At 43.5% G+C, this 15,412-nt stretch carries 12 protein-coding genes; 3 read left to right on the top strand and 9 right to left on the bottom strand.

What is annotated here, in order from left to right; translation table 11 throughout:
* Positions 1–58: 58 nt before the first annotated feature.
* A complete protein-coding gene (gene lon, locus FCL46_RS12630) occupies positions 59–2,503 on the bottom strand; it encodes an endopeptidase La (RefSeq protein ID WP_136808524.1) in 2,445 nt (814 codons plus the stop codon).
* A 329-nt stretch (positions 2,504–2,832) separates the two neighbouring features.
* On the opposite strand from lon, the gene FCL46_RS12635 reads away from it, so the two are divergent.
* Together FCL46_RS12635 and proC are read left to right on the top strand one after the other, a co-directional pair.
* Positions 2,833–3,633 (top strand): LbetaH domain-containing protein, encoded by an 801-nt coding sequence (locus tag FCL46_RS12635; protein ID WP_136808480.1) that lies wholly within the window; start codon positions 2,833–2,835, stop codon positions 3,631–3,633.
* Positions 3,634–3,921: 288 nt separating this feature from the next.
* Entirely contained in the window at positions 3,922–4,773 is an 852-nt protein-coding gene (proC, locus tag FCL46_RS12640; protein WP_136808481.1) for a pyrroline-5-carboxylate reductase, read from the top strand.
* Between the two features lie 89 nt (positions 4,774–4,862).
* On the opposite strand, the gene FCL46_RS12645 is transcribed toward proC, so the two are convergent.
* The 8 genes from FCL46_RS12645 to FCL46_RS12680 form a co-directional block, all read right to left on the bottom strand.
* On the bottom strand, positions 4,863–5,114 hold the full coding sequence (locus FCL46_RS12645) for a winged helix-turn-helix domain-containing protein (RefSeq protein WP_136808482.1): 252 nt from the start codon (positions 5,112–5,114) through the stop codon (positions 4,863–4,865).
* Between the two features lie 104 nt (positions 5,115–5,218).
* The gene (locus tag FCL46_RS12650) at positions 5,219–8,353 is read right to left on the bottom strand and encodes an NAD-glutamate dehydrogenase domain-containing protein (RefSeq protein ID WP_136808483.1); all 3,135 of its coding nucleotides are present in this window, start codon (positions 8,351–8,353) and stop codon (positions 5,219–5,221) included.
* Positions 8,354–8,443: 90 nt separating this feature from the next.
* Entirely contained in the window at positions 8,444–9,319 is an 876-nt protein-coding gene (gene sucD / locus FCL46_RS12655; protein ID WP_136808484.1) for a succinate--CoA ligase subunit alpha, read from the bottom strand.
* A 48-nt stretch (positions 9,320–9,367) separates the two neighbouring features.
* A complete protein-coding gene (gene sucC, locus FCL46_RS12660) occupies positions 9,368–10,528 on the bottom strand; it encodes an ADP-forming succinate--CoA ligase subunit beta (protein ID WP_136808485.1) in 1,161 nt (386 codons plus the stop codon).
* A 95-nt stretch (positions 10,529–10,623) separates the two neighbouring features.
* The gene (locus FCL46_RS12665) at positions 10,624–11,169 is read right to left on the bottom strand and encodes a 2-oxoacid:acceptor oxidoreductase family protein (RefSeq protein WP_136808486.1); all 546 of its coding nucleotides are present in this window, start codon (positions 11,167–11,169) and stop codon (positions 10,624–10,626) included.
* Positions 11,166–11,975, bottom strand: a complete 810-nt coding sequence (locus tag FCL46_RS12670; RefSeq protein ID WP_136808487.1) for a 2-oxoacid:ferredoxin oxidoreductase subunit beta — start codon at positions 11,973–11,975, stop codon at positions 11,166–11,168. The genes FCL46_RS12665 and FCL46_RS12670 overlap by 4 nt, the downstream gene beginning before the upstream one ends.
* A 2-nt stretch (positions 11,976–11,977) precedes the next feature.
* Entirely contained in the window at positions 11,978–13,126 is a 1,149-nt protein-coding gene (locus FCL46_RS12675; protein WP_136808488.1) for a 2-oxoacid:acceptor oxidoreductase subunit alpha, read from the bottom strand.
* Positions 13,110–13,340, bottom strand: a complete 231-nt coding sequence (locus FCL46_RS12680) for a 4Fe-4S dicluster domain-containing protein (RefSeq protein ID WP_136808489.1) — start codon at positions 13,338–13,340, stop codon at positions 13,110–13,112. The genes FCL46_RS12675 and FCL46_RS12680 overlap by 17 nt, the downstream gene beginning before the upstream one ends.
* Positions 13,341–13,985: 645 nt before the next feature.
* Here FCL46_RS12680 and FCL46_RS12685 point away from each other — a divergent pair.
* The gene (locus FCL46_RS12685; protein ID WP_136808490.1) at positions 13,986–14,657 is read left to right on the top strand and encodes a GntR family transcriptional regulator; all 672 of its coding nucleotides are present in this window, start codon (positions 13,986–13,988) and stop codon (positions 14,655–14,657) included.
* Positions 14,658–15,412: the final 755 nt, after the last annotated feature.

Genomic DNA, 15,412 nt, shown 5'->3' on the forward strand with positions numbered 1-15,412 from the left:
TGCTTACAGAGCTCTTTGAACTGGGTTCTGTTAACTCTTCCACGACGTTCTTAATGATTTATTTCTTTTTATCGGTTGGCACTGCTTTTTTTACAGCTGCCTTTGCTTTCTTAACTGCCGGCTGAGCTTTTTTAGCGGTTGGTTGCGCCTTTTTCTGCAACCTCCCAAAAGCTATTTTAACAACCTGATCCATATCCTTCACCGGGAAGAATTCCATTTTATCACGGATATCCTGGGGGATTTCAACAAGATCTTTTTTGTTGTGAAGAGGGATAATCACCTTATTGATATCAGCTCTCAAGGCGGCAAGTGCCTTCTCTTTCAAGCCACCAATCGGCAATACACGACCCCTGAGTGTAACCTCACCGGTCATGGCCAGGTTACTGACAACCTTTTCGTCAATAATAGCAGAGTAGAGTGCTGTAGCCATGGTTATACCAGCAGATGGACCATCTTTAGGGATAGCACCGGCAGGAACATGCACATGAATATCTATTTTATCGAAATAATCCTCTGCAACTTTCAACTCTTTCGATCGGCTACGACAATAGGTTAAAGCCGCCTGCGCAGATTCTTTCATTACATCGCCAAGTTGTCCGGTAAGTATCAACTTACCTTTACCCGGCATGAGGTTAATCTCAATTTGCAGGATCTCCCCACCAACTTCAGTCCAGGCAAGACCTGTTACAAGACCAGGCTGCTCAAGTTTTTCAACCTCTGACTCAGGTATAGTCTTTGGAGGTCCAAGATAGGTGTCAATATTTCGCTGACTAACAGAATACGGTCCACGACCACCTTCAGCGACCTTTCTTGCTATCTTTCTGCACACCTTACCAATCTCTCTTTCAAGATTTCTAAGACCGGCTTCATAGGTATAATGGGTAATTATCTGTTTCAAAGTCTCATCAGTCATTTTCAGATGAGAAGGTCGTAATCCATTTTCTTTCAACTGTCTTGGCAACAAATATTTTCGTGCTATAACAGTCTTTTCTTCAAGGGTGTAGCCGGATAACCGGATAACTTCCATCCTGTCAAGCAAAGGTCCAGGAATCGTATCGGACATGTTTGCGGTGGTAATAAACATCACCTTTGACAGATCGATTGGAAGATTTAAATAATGATCTGAAAATTCTGAATTCTGTTCAGGATCAAGCACCTCAAGCAGAGCTGATGACGGATCGCCACGATAATCTGAACCTATCTTATCAATCTCATCCATCATAAATATCGGATTGTTAGAATCGACAGTTTTCAAACCCTGAACAATACGTCCAGGCATAGCACCGATATAGGTTCTCCTGTGACCGCGAATTTCAGCCTCATCCCGCATACCGCCAAGAGAAATTCTGTGGAACTTTCGTCCCATCGCTCTGGCAATTGATTGACCAAGAGATGTCTTACCGACACCCGGAGGACCTACAAAACAAAGAATTGGACCCTTTGTTGATTCGTTAAGTTTACGAACAGCAAGGTATTCCAAAATACGTTCTTTCACCTTCTCAAGGCCGAAATGATCAATATCAAGGACTTCTTTTGCCTCAACAAGATTAAGACGATCAGGAGTAGATTTTTCCCACGGCACATCAAGAATCCAATCAATATAGGTACGAATGATTGTTGCTTCTGAAGAATCAGGATGCATCATTTCCATGCGGCTAAGCTGTTTTTTAGCTTCTTTCCGCACTTCTTTAGGCATTTTCGTCTTTTTTATCTTGCTTTCCAGCTCGTCAATTTCTTGAGCACGCTCGTCTGTATCTCCAAGCTCTTTCTGTAAAGCATGCAACTGCTCACGGAGGAAATATTCACGCTGAGATTTGCTCATCTCTTCTTTGGCATCGTTTTGAATCTTTGCCTGAACAGTTGAGACCTCAAGTTCCTTTGAAAGAAGCTGATTAACAAGCGTCAGTCGTTTAACCGGGTCTGTCTCTTCGAGAATTGACTGAGATTCAACAATCTTCAGACGCAGGTTAGAACCAACGAGATCAGCAAGACGACCCGGATCATCAATATTATTAATGATCATCATGAGGTCGGCAGAGAGAATCCCCCTGAGTGACATGATTTTCTCTGTCTGCTCACGGACTGTTCTCATCATTGCTTCGACTTCAACAGAGATTTCTTCAACCTCAGTATCTTCGATTACTTCAATCGCGACTTCGTATGAAGGATCAGTTTTGGTAAATTCTGTTATCCTCGCTTTAGACATTGCCTGTACAAGAACTTTTAATCTGCCGTCCGGCATCTTCAAAGTCCTCATAACCATACAAACCATGCCTACATCGTAGAGGTCCGCCTCTTGGGGATTATCCTTGGTGGCATCCTTCTGAGTGACCAGCATTAAAAGCTTATTTGTATTCAAGGCCTCGTTAACAGCCTCTACAGAGCCGGGACGACCCACAAAAAGAGGAATGATCATATAATTAAATACAACCACATCCCTTACTGCCATCATTGGCAAAATATCAGGGATTTCCATCTCCTCATTATTGGAGAAATCGTCCATGCTAATACTCAAAGAATCATTAAATTCCACACATACCTCCTGACAGGACTGCTGAACCGTCGGATCAGAACAGCCAGCTCACTGTTTATAAAAAAAGCAGGATTGCCTCCCGCTTTTTTCTCTCCTGAACCAAGTATATTTTACATAAATTAAATAGTCTATCTGAAAACCGCCAAAAACCTAAACACAGACACCCCGTAAGTCAAGACAGGTTTCTGAAATCATTTGGCGGATTCGCATTTTTCCTTGAACTCAAGTGCAAATTTGTAGATAGTTGCATACTTCAAATCGTTTTATACAACTATACTTCCTCATTTTCGGAGATAAATATGCTGAGCGCAGAATCACTTTTCGACCTTTCCTCATTTTCACATTCAGAGATTTTCACTCATGGTGAACATGTATGGTCTGGCCTTAACAACTTGAAAGCATACATGGAAAAGTACAGCTACCTCTCACTCGACAGATCTCTGATACCTGATGGCAAACCTCTGCCTGATACAGTTATACTTCACAATGGAAAATTCATCAGTAGTGAGGATCTCGCGATTGAGTTTGGCGACGCAACCAAAGGTAGCCTGAAAGTGACTAGAAATAAAGAAGTTCTTTCAGGTGCCTCAGTATTAATGGCAGGGAGTGTCTTTTTAGGCGATCAAATTGCCCTCGGCGAAGGTGTTCTAGTCGAAACGGGGGCAATGATCAAGTCACCTGCAATCATTGGAGACTGCTGCGAAGTCCGCCAGGCTGCATATCTTCGTGGATACTGCCTGGCTGGAAAACGATGCGTTCTGGGTCATGCTACAGAAATCAAACATTCAATTTTCTTAAATGATGCCAAGGCTGGGCATTTTGCGTATTTAGGTGATTCCATACTCGGTACAAATGCAAATCTGGGTGCAGGTACCAAATTTGCCAACCTTAAAATGGTAAAAGGCAATGTTATAATTCGCCACAACGGTGATCGCATCGACACTGGAAGACGCAAATTCGGTGCCATCCTTGGCGATGAGAGCCAGACCGGTTGTAATTCAGTTACAAACCCGGGTACGATCTTTGGCAAACGTTGTATGCTCATGCCAAACACCACTTCACCTGCCGGATACCACCCGGAGAAAAAACTCATTAGGTAATACACTTTTATACTACTTGAGCAACATGAGGGTGAGCTTCAATCACCCTCAACTTCAGTGTCAATTGCCACAAGGTGACATTTGGCGCTGAATAAAATTAATGATTAAAAGATGTTTTCCGGATGAGATACTGCCACAAGCCCGGAAGCAGTATATTTTTATCTTGACGAAAAACCGCAAGACCACGTACATTGCGCAAACGATAATCTTCCTACTTATCGCTTTGCCCTTCCATTTTGCACTGCCTACCATACTATTTTCTGAACATCAATAAGGAGTAGCCCATATATGCTTACAGATAAAATTATCGGATTTATCGGCGGCGGCAACATGGCCGAAGCACTTATCAGCGGTCTTGTCGCATCCGGTGCAGCACTGCCTCAAAATATAATATGCTCTGATGTCCGTGAAGAGCCTCTGGCGGACCTTCGTCAAAAATATGGTGTGGAGACTTCAACAGATAATATTGTTGTCGCTAGAAAAGCAGAGATTCTTATCTATGCGACCAAACCGCAAATTCTAGCTACCGTGCTTAAAGAAACTGCTGAAGTTCTGGATAAATCCAAACTCATCATATCTATTGCGGCAGGAGTACCCCTTGCAGCAATTGCATCAGGCCTCCACAAAGAATTGCGATTGATACGGGTTATGCCTAATATCTGTGCCTTTGTAAAAGAAAGCGCAACAGCTATAGCCGCAGGCAAATATGTTGAAGATGGAGATATTGATATGGCTAAGGCCATTTTCGACTCTGTCGGAATAAGTGTATTCATCCAGGAGAATATCCTGATGGACGCATTTACAGGTCTAAGCGGCAGTGGCCCCGCCTATGTTTTCCTGATTATTGATGCAATGGCAGACGCAGGTGTGAAAATGGGACTTTCGCGCAAAGACTCTCTTCTCCTTTCCGCCCAGACGGTTATGGGTTCGGCTAAACTCCTGCTCGAATCCAAGGAGCACCCCGGTCAGCTGAAAGACCGTGTCACCTCTCCAGGCGGAACCTCTATTGCAGGTATCCATACACTCGAACAAGGCGGTCTTCGCACCACTATTATGGACGCTGTTGAAGCCGCTACAAACCGATCCAGAGAGCTTGGCGAAATGATGATCCAAAATTTTCTGGAAACAAACGGTAAATAACCATAAGCAGGGAAGCTAGCTGAAAACTATTTTTATACGGACAGCAAGGGAAAGGCGGAATGGTTTACCATTCCGCCTTTCCCTCTTTTTTACGCGGCCCTTGAAAGCCCCATACTGCTTAACGTACTCAATCCTTCGCGTGTAATAAGTGCCCGCTGACCATCCTGGTCACTCTCAACAAGTCCCTTACTGTTCATCACCTTAATCATTTGGCATGTCTCTTTTATGCTCAAATTAAGTCTTTGTGCTATCTTTCTTGAATCAACCACCTGGGGTTGAGAATTTTTCAGGTTTTCTACAAGAATGCCGAGTATCTGTTTTTTATATGCCAGAAATGCCATAACTAACCTCGAATTTTTCACTTCCTGATGTATCATGTCTAATACTTCAGGGACAAATGACGGTATAATCACTCAAGTAATAATCCATAATCTGATCACTCAGATCATTTTTTGAGTGCTTTAAAAAGCGACTTAGAAAATGAATCCTCAAAATCTTTAAGAAAAACTGACCACTCTGTTCCAAAGCTGTAATATGCGATAGACGCAAGCTTTTTAGTCAGGATCGCATCCCTGTAAGGCCTTAACTCGTCTGTATTCAGAATTCCCAAAATAGATTCCCTTCCTAGTTTTTCTATAAGAATCTGCGGGATATATTTTTCAAGTATTGCCCAGACAAGGCTTTCCTCAGCAAGAATTTCATCAATTCTCTCAATCAGGACATCCTGGAATGCAAATATCTCTTCACTTGTTTTTTCTGACAGATCAAACAACGGCACCATCGGATCTGCGTCATAGATCTTTAGCAGCATTGCCACTTCTATAGAAGTATAGCGTTCTACCAACTGGATAATGTCACGAATAAGTGCCCACCGGACCTGAACATCATTGAGCAGTTTTTCTTCATACTGATCCTGAAGCAGAAATGCTGTAAGAACCTCTGAAACCGAACTCGAGAAAACACCGCCCTTATTTGCTGATGAATCCTTTATCTGCTGAATATCCGTTGCCATTGCGATGTATCGTCTTGCAACATCATCAAAAAATACATTAGCTCCCTCAACAATGAATTTCAGTTCCTGGAACAGTTCCAGAAAATGCTTTACATTGCCCTGATTAATCGTGTCCTTAAAACCTCCACAAGGGATAAAGGCTGTGATATTAGCCTGCTCAATATATTTTCTGTTCTCAACAGTGGAGAGAAATGTCCGGTGAAAAAGTGCTCCATCCTCAACAAACGTTCCATCAGGCAGGGTAATATCTCTGGCTTTGAGCGGAACCATGAAACCGTTTTCACTTAGGCTATCAACAGGATAAAAGGTAGAATTATGGCGAGGATCGGAGTTTCTATTAAAGGCGAGCTTAAGAAGTTCTTTTTTATCAAGACCAGCAGGGTCAAAGAGGATAGATCCGCCATCGATAATCAAACAGATCTTACCTTTATAACACTGGATCTCGTTAGCACCAAGATCGCCGTCCGGGCCACCTGTAATCATTAGATTAAGATCTTCTTCCTGCTCGTTATAATGAGCTATAAGAGTGCGGAAGGCACTCATGACAGAGGTGGTGGTCATGCCTGAGAGATGTATCCTGCCGCCTATACGATCATTAACTTTCTCCATATCGTTAGTGACAAGGACAGATTCACCATCAATCTGCAAATCGACACCATCATCCCCGAGATTAAACAATCCGAACAGTTCACCACTGTCAAGAATCCCATACGTATCATGGGGGATACCAAATGATTTACCTGTGGTAATTGTTCGCCAGTATGGATAACCACGATCTTTTGCACGCATCGCGACACTATCCATGAGTGGAGCTGTGCCCTCATCAGGTCCGAAGAAGATGAGTTCAGGCTTACCATAGTAGTCAACAATTGAATCATCCAGCATCATCAGATCCATAATGCCTTCAGTATAGTCAAACAGAGATTGTTTGGAATAACATGCATACTCTGGGCGTGGAACGACCACACCTTTTGAACCACTCTCGCAGATATCCTTATGCTTCAATCTCTGAGCTTTTGGCCCAAGGGCATAGTTAAGCAGAACTGCATTGTCTAATTCAGTATCGTAATTTGATCGGGATACCCGTATCAACCTCAGTCCACCACGGGCAATATCTGCAGCCCGCAGATGGGTGCCGCAGGCATAATGACCGTTTACATAAAAAATTCCGTATACAAACTGATTGAATACAAGTGGATCTAGAATTTCCTGATTAAAACGAAAGGAAAATGATCGTTTTTCTTCCTTGTAAAAGTTTGTTTTCAAGGTAGAGCTGACAATCTTGAACATGAACTTAAATATGTCATATCCAAGGCTGAAATCAATAAAACGGGAAGTAATCAGTTTATCAAATTCACGCCATTTCTCATCAAGTTCAGCTTCAGATATCCTGGCTGTGGTAATCGGACTGAATTTTCTTTCAAAAAGGGTGTGAAGGATTTTTATGAGATCAACATTTTTCCTGGCTGTCTCTTCTATCAGCTGAATTCCGTAAATCGATTTATTGGAACTCTGCACCCTTTTGGCAAAAGCATCCTGATGATCTTTACTCGTCAGGCTATCAAGAATCTCCCGGTCAGTAGCATTTTCACTCTCCTTGTAGATGAACAGGTGAGTAAAGTCGATCGCATTTCCAGCAAAGAGCATCTCGTTGAAGGTGAGTTCATCATTAAGATACAGTTCTTTTACACTACTCACAGAAAATGAGAGAAATGAGCGCATATCTGCAAGTAATGCAGCTTCCTGGGTTCTAGTCAATTCCCCCTGTACATAGAGTGCACATACAGATGATGGTACAGAAGATTTTACGAGATAGGGCTCCCAGTATGCGCGCACAAGTTCCAGATCATGATCAGCAAGAAGCTTACGAAACAACGGCAACTGAGGCGTTTCAAAATCGCTGTGACACATCAAACGTGTCTCACCAGTCTCCGGCAGGTTGAATACTTCAATATATGGTACTACTGCCTGCTCGCTTTTCTTTAAGAAGCTCTCGTAACGCTTACGCGTCGGTTCAGGAGTCAGAGCATAATCTCCGGCCAGAGAAAAGAGAAAACGCGAATCTGTAAAAGAATCCCTAGGAAAATCTGCTACAACTTCAGGTCGGATGATATAGGTTGAATATTTGCTTTCAGGACTATAGTAATATTCTCTACGATGCCCGGAAATCTGGCTTTCAAGTACATCCTCCATGCTTTCTCTGGTTTCTTCAGTGGCAATACGTACCCGGCCGGCTGAACTCCCTGGAGCAAGATCAAAATCTATATTTGCTAAACGACCATAGAGGGTGACTGACCCGTCAACAATTTTAATACTCGTTGCAATTGATTTGAGAAGATGCTCAAGAGCTTCTTTCTGGATGTGTTCAAAGAAATATCGAGGTAACCCAAGGTCCTGCAGGAAAATACCTGCGGCTATATTAATACAGTTTGCAGTAACCAACCCTTCTGTGGAAAGATCTATAACCGCTTCATAGAGGAGCCGGGCATCAAGCCCGACACTCTCCGCTTTCTTGATAATATCTGCTCCCTGAGCTACAGGGCCTGCCGTACTTATTAACTTGTCCATGGTACCCTCCAAAAGAGTACATACTGGTCTGTGCTGTGTATGACCAGTTTCAGAAAAGATGCGAAACTTTCGTCAAAATACGTACCTAGCTTATAACTTGAATGTTTTTTTGCAGATTCCTCCAATGTTACCGAGGTTTTCACAAACCGTTATTCCGTTGTCACGCATCGCAGCAACCTTTGCCTGGCCGGTACCGCTACCTCCGCTGATTATTGCCCCAGCATGACCCATTCTTCGTCCTGGAGGAGCGGTGAGACCGGCAATAAAGCCTACTACCGGTTTTGTCACATATTCCCGGACAAAATCAGCGGCCTCCTCTTCTGCATTGCCACCAATTTCTCCTACCATGACAATCCCTTCAGTCTCAGGATCATCCTGGAAAGCCTTCAATACATCTATAAAATTTGTGCCGTTAACAGGATCGCCACCTATACCAATACACGTGGTCTGACCGATCCCGAGCTTTGTGAGCTGATCAACTACCTCATAAGTGAGGGTTCCTGATCGTGAGACAACACCGACGGGTCCACCGGCCTTATGAATTGAGCCGGGCATAATGCCGATTTTGCACACACCGGGAGTGATTATTCCAGGACAGTTAGGCCCGATTAATCTGCACGATTTTCCGGCCATGAAATTCTTCACTTTGAGCATATCCATTACAGGAACACCTTCAGTGATAGCGACCACCAGCTCCACACCGGCATCAACTGCTTCCATGATCGCATCAGCACAAAAGGCAGGCGGAACAAAGATCATGCTCGTATTGGCCCCGGTTTTAGCAACAGCTTCACGCACACTGTTGAAAACCGGTATGCCATTCATTTCCTGGCCACCTTTTCCGGGTGTGACACCGGCTACAACCTGAGTACCGTATTCAACACATTGCTCTGTATGAAACTGGCCTTCTTTTCCGGTTATTCCCTGCACCAGCAATTTCGTTTTCGAATTAACAAATATAGACACAACCCACTCCCTAATCAGTTATCGTTAAGGTATATTCTGCTACCGCTGTTATTTTACTGCAGCGGCTATCTTTTCTGCGGCATCGGCAAGGTCGACTGCAGTCACAAGGTTAAGTCCCGATTCAGCAAGAATCTGTCTGCCCTTCTCAACATTCGTTCCTTCCATACGAACAACCACAGGGATATTAATACCAACACTCTTTGCCGCCTGTACCACTCCTTCCGCAAACACATCGCATCGGAGGATACCGCCAAAAATATTGATCAGTATCGCCTTAACTTTCTCATCTTTCAGGATTATGCGTAATCCATTTTCAACCATTTCCGCAGTTGCACCACCACCGACATCCATAAAGTTAGCTGGCTCAGCCCCGGCATTCTTAATGATATCCATGGTCGCCATGGCAAGACCTGCGCCGTTGACGATATTACCCACATTGCCATCAAGATTAATGTAATTCAGGTTATATTTTGACGCCTCGACTTCGAGAGGATCTTCTTCACCAAGATCCCGATATGCTAGAATGTCTTTATGCCTGAACAACCCATTTGAGTCGACATCAACTTTTGCATCAAGCGCAAGCACCTGGTCATCATCGCTTATTATGAGTGGATTTATTTCAACCAGCGAGCAGTCGCGCTCCATAAACAGGTTAAACAGGTTCTTCACTAAGGTGGAGAAACCTTTGCGAACAGGTACAGGTAAATCCAGACCGAAAATCAATTCACGTAAGTGATATCCCTGTAATCCCTGAAGAGGATCAACAGTGACCTTAATGATCTTCTCCGGGCTGCGTTCTGCAACCTCTTCTATATCCATTCCGCCTTCGCGGCAGGTTATAATGATGATTCTCGCAGTCTCACGATCAACCAGCAGACTCAGGTAGAGTTCTTCACGTATCTTCTGGCCCGCCTCTATCAGTAAGGTATTGACCAACCTTCCTTCTGGGCCGGTCTGCGGGGTAACAAGAGTCATACCAAGAATGGCTTCTATATGATCTTTAGCCTCCTGCTTTGAAGCAGCAAGTTTCACACCACCGCCTTTTCCTCTACCGCCGGCATGAATCTGCGCCTTAACGACAACCGGGAATCCTCCCAGTTTATCGGCTGCATCAATCGCCTCTTCAACTGTTGTGGCAGCCTGCCCCTCTGGTACCGGTACCTTGTACTGTCTGAAAAGTTCCTTCGCCTGATATTCGTGAATTTTCATGAGACTCAATAATAGGTATGAATGAATAAAGGCAGGGAATGACCGCACACAAGCACAGTCACTGCCTGCCAATAGTTTATACTAAATGACTAGATTTACTGCTTATAAGGGGTACCCAACTCATATCCGAGATACAGCGCCTCGGTATTCATTTCGATAAAGTCCTTCGGGACCCTTTCACCAATTGCTTTTAAAACAGATTCAGGCTTAACCACTTCTGAAATACCAATAAGTGCCCCCAAAACACAGATATTGAAAACAATAGGTTTACCTATTTTTTCCATAACAGTCTCATACATAGGCAATTCTATCTGAAGCGCATCAACCTTCTTTGTGGTTTCTACAAATCTCGGGTCTGTAAGCAGTGTCCCACCAGGCCTGATCTCTGGTGCAAAGCTGGTGTATGCCTGCTGTGTCAAACATACAAGAATGTTGGGTTGCGATACCACAGGGAAATTTATTTCCTGCTCAGAGAGAATGACATCACTCCGTGTAGCACCTCCACGAGCCGCAGCACCGTAACTCTGTGACTGAGTCGCGTTCATGCCCTCATGGATTACAGCTGCCTCTGCCAGGATAATCGCAGCGGTAATAACCCCCTGACCTCCTGAACCGGAAAAGACGAGTCGTGCTCTTCTCATTTGCCAGCCCCCTTCATTGCGTGTTCAATAATCTTGTCATATTCAGAGCAATATTCCGGCCGTTCCTTCTGTACAAATATTCCACGTCCGAGAAGGGTTGGATCTTCTTCAAGAGCCTTTGAGCCGATTCTTGCAGTGATTTTGTTATAATTCTCCATCATCTGCGCAGCATCACCCTCTTTATTCTTTCTGCCGAAATGAGTCGGACACTGCGAGAGAATTTCAACTACAGAAAAGCCTTTATGCTCAATGGCTTTTTTGAGAATAGAGGTCGCTTCCTTGGCATGATATACTGTTGTTCTGGCAACAAAGGTTGCACCTGCAGCAGTTGCAAGGTCTACAATATCAAAATCATTATCAATCGTAGTGAAAGGAGCGGTAGTAGCTTTTACACCTAGACCGGATAATGGTGAAAACTGTCCACCGGTCATTCCGTAAATTCGGTTATTCATCACAATAGCGGTAATGTCTATATTACGCCGGGCAGCGTGAATAAAGTGGTTTCCACCAATCGCTAGCGCATCACCGTCACCCATTGGCACTAACAGAGTAAGCTCAGGCTGGCTCAGTTTAACACCGGTGGCAAAAGCAAGGGCACGGCCATGTAATGTATGAAGTGAGTGAAAATCGACATAACCTGATATTCGAGCGGAACAACCGATACCTGAGGTCATGACTATGTCATTTTTTTCTAACTGCAGCTCCTCAACAGCACGCAGAAGTGAGTTAAGTACGATTCCGTGGCCGCAGCCAGGGCACCACATGTGAGGGAAAAACCGTTGTCTGAGATAATCTTGTACTGCCATTGTTAAATTCCCCTCCCCTGGATTACCCGCAAGAGTCGCTTGATATCAGAAGGTGTAATAAGCTTACCATCAATACGGTTTGCAAGAAAAACCTTCTCCGGTTCATCAACTGCGATTTTGACCTGAGCAAGTACCTGGCCCATATTCATTTCAACAACCACTACAGACTTTGCACCAGCACATTTCTCACGAACTAGCTCATGAGGAAAAGGCCAGATCGACTGTAATTCAAGGACGCCTATTCTCTCACCTTTATCACGTCTGTTCTTTGCGAGATGAATTGCTGATCGCGCAGAAGATCCATACGAGACAAGAACATACTCTGCATCTTCAAGATAATGTTCTTTATAACGGGTGATCGACCTGATGTTATTATCTATCTTATCAACGAGATGACGCAGCAGTTCGTTTACAATTTTCGGGTTTGCGGAAGGAAAGCCCCACATATCATGATACAGACCTGTCACGTTATAACGATGCTCACCACCGAAATCGGACATCGGCAGTCTTCCATCCTCACGTGGCAGGTAAGGACGGTAATCAACACCTTTAGGTAAGGCTGTACGCAATCTCTCAACCAGCTCAATCTCATTCACATCCGGAACAACGAGTTTCTCTCTCATATGTCCGATCGCTTCATCAAGCAAAAGGATAACAGGAGTACGATAGGTCTCCGCCATATTAAAGGCATCAACTGTCATGGCAAAAACATCCTGATGATTCGAGGCTGTAAGCGCTATGATCGAGTGATCTCCATGGGTACCCCAGCGGGCCTGATTAATATCTCCCTGACCTACGTGAGTCGGATTACCGGTAGAAGGACCACCACGCTGAACATTAGCTATGACACATGGAATTTCTGCCATACAGGCATAGCCGATTGCTTCCTGTTTCAAGGAAAAACCGGGGCCACTTGTTGCGGTCATTACCTTATGACCAGTCAGGGAAGCTCCAATAATTGCACACATGGAAGCAATTTCATCTTCCATCTGAATGAATTTTCCACCAATTTCAGGCAATCTCCTGGAAAGATGCTCAGCAATTTCGGTGGATGGTGTTATAGGATATCCAGCGAAGAAATCGACACCGGCATACAATGCACCCTCAACACAGGCTTCGTTGCCCTGTACAAATTTAATCTTCTTTTCCATTTTCCCCTTCCTGGCTTTTCAGCACCGTTATTGCAAGATCAGGACATCGTAATTCGCAAAGCATACAAACAATGCAATCTTCTGGCCTTACCACCGTTGCCGTCCCCTTAGAGTCTAATTCAAGAACCTGCTTTGGGCAGAGCTTCACGCATATAGCGCACCCTTTACACCAATCGCGGTTAATGACTATTTCCTTGAGTTTTTGCCTCGCCATATTTTTTTCCTAACGGAGTCCCCGTCCCTCTTTTAAGGATGCTTTCATATCCATTTTACCACTTGGATAAGTTACTTATGCCGTAAACCGGTTTTTTTCCATTTCAGACCTCAAACAAATTGATTGAACCCAGTATTGGCAAATGCACAGAAACCTAGTTTCTACCATGTCTAAAATCTGCTTCCCAAATATATAGTTACATGCGGATTCCCCGGTAAAATCCTGCTACGAGAACCACATTGTATACAGAGAATGTAGACAGGACAATTAGCTCTCGATTCTACTCATGTCAACCATTTTCTGGGCAAAAATTGAGAAAGATATGACCTATGCTTTTTAAATAAATTTTTCACTTCAATCCTGTTATATTCTACCATTCACCACCACTGATATATTACAATTTTGTTAATTTACAATCATTGTGTACTCATTTTGCACACAATAGGTGTTTTTCCAACCAATCTATGCTATACAACATGATCGGAACAGCCTTGCATCTCCCACCTACCAGCAAACGGTCCAGGCAATACCCTTCCGTTGCTGGTTCCTACTGAAGATAAACAGTTTTTACTGCTGCCTGTACCGATGACGCCTATTAACACCAATTTCTCATTCACTATTTATTCAGTTTCATGCAGGTGACAAATGAGTACTATTCGTAAAAGTTCAGAAGAAGAAGTGTACAAAAAGCTAAAAAACGCTATACGCAAACGTTACATCAAGCAGGGAAGTCAGTTGGTTGAAGTAGCTTTAGCCCAGCAACTTGGCGTAAGCAGAACACCTGTGCGCAGTGCGATAAAAAAACTGGAAGTTGAAGGTCTGGTCAATTCGATCCCCAACAGAGGGGCCTTTGTTATTACCCCCACTCCACGCGAGATTGAAGAAACCTATATTGTACGTATCGAACTTGAACAGATGGCTGCCAGAATCACCGCTGAAATCATTACAAAAGATCAGGTGGCAAAACTCCGTGAATTTGTCGAAATGGAAAAAACCATCTTCGACCGAACTAATCTAGATGAATTTGATGTAGTCAACGCAAAGCTTCACCTGAAAATTGCTGAATTCACAAATAACAAAGTTTTATTTCAATATGTTAAAGAGCTTCTTGATCGTACCAGAATTTACATGATATTATTTGACCCCTTCATGAAGCTCGAATACAGCCCTACTGTTCACGCGCATGAAGCAATTATTGACGCACTTGCAGAGCACTCCCCTGCAAAGGCTGCCGAAGCAGTAAGAGTTCACTTGCAAACTTCAGTGGATGGATTGGAAAAAGTTGAAGTAATGCCTGAGGACTATCTTTCAATATGATCTGAGATATAAATAGAGAGCATTCTGCAATACGTTGCAGCCTTTGCTACTACCATGAAGGTTACCACCAAATCATATTCGCCGAATTCCGCGTAGTCTGCATTTCTCTGTATCTTTTTACTACAAGTACAACCATATCATTTCATATTGAACACACTTCTCACCTCAGATAACAGAGTAAGTTTCTCTTGCAAGCACTAGTGTCATGTCATGTGTCAAATGTAGTAATAATGCGAAGCTTTTTCTCTTCCTGCAAGGCACGACTGATTGAGCATAGCAGCGCTATGTAACAGAAGGAGTAACGAAGTCAGGAAGTGAAAAGGGCGAGCAGAATTAGACATCTGAGGCATGACAGGACACTAGGGACCCCTCTCTAGCCAATAGATATTTCTGCGGCTACCGCATTGCAAGGCCTATTCGATGGGGTGCTTCAGGTGAGTGGCATATGCCTTGTCCTTCGGAAAATTTCCTATGCAAAATCTACGTCAACCAATAGAATTGCGATTGATAACAATGAATTGATCTTTCAAAAATGTGACATACACCCGCCACTTAATATTTCACATAAAATCTGCATTTTATATATTTTTGATTATATTACTGTTAGACTTCTTTCCCAAAATATGTGAATATTGGCCCCGATAATCAATCAAGACTCAACCGCACAGGCCAAAGCTCTTCAAATCATTCGCCGTTTGCTGAATCCTGTATGATCCCTATAATTAGTAGAGGTAAAGTGCTTACATGGAACAGCA

Origin of the sequence: Desulfosediminicola flagellatus (assembly GCF_005116655.2) — a bacterium.
Classification (GTDB): domain Bacteria; phylum Desulfobacterota; class Desulfobulbia; order Desulfobulbales; family Desulfocapsaceae; genus Desulfopila; species Desulfopila flagellata.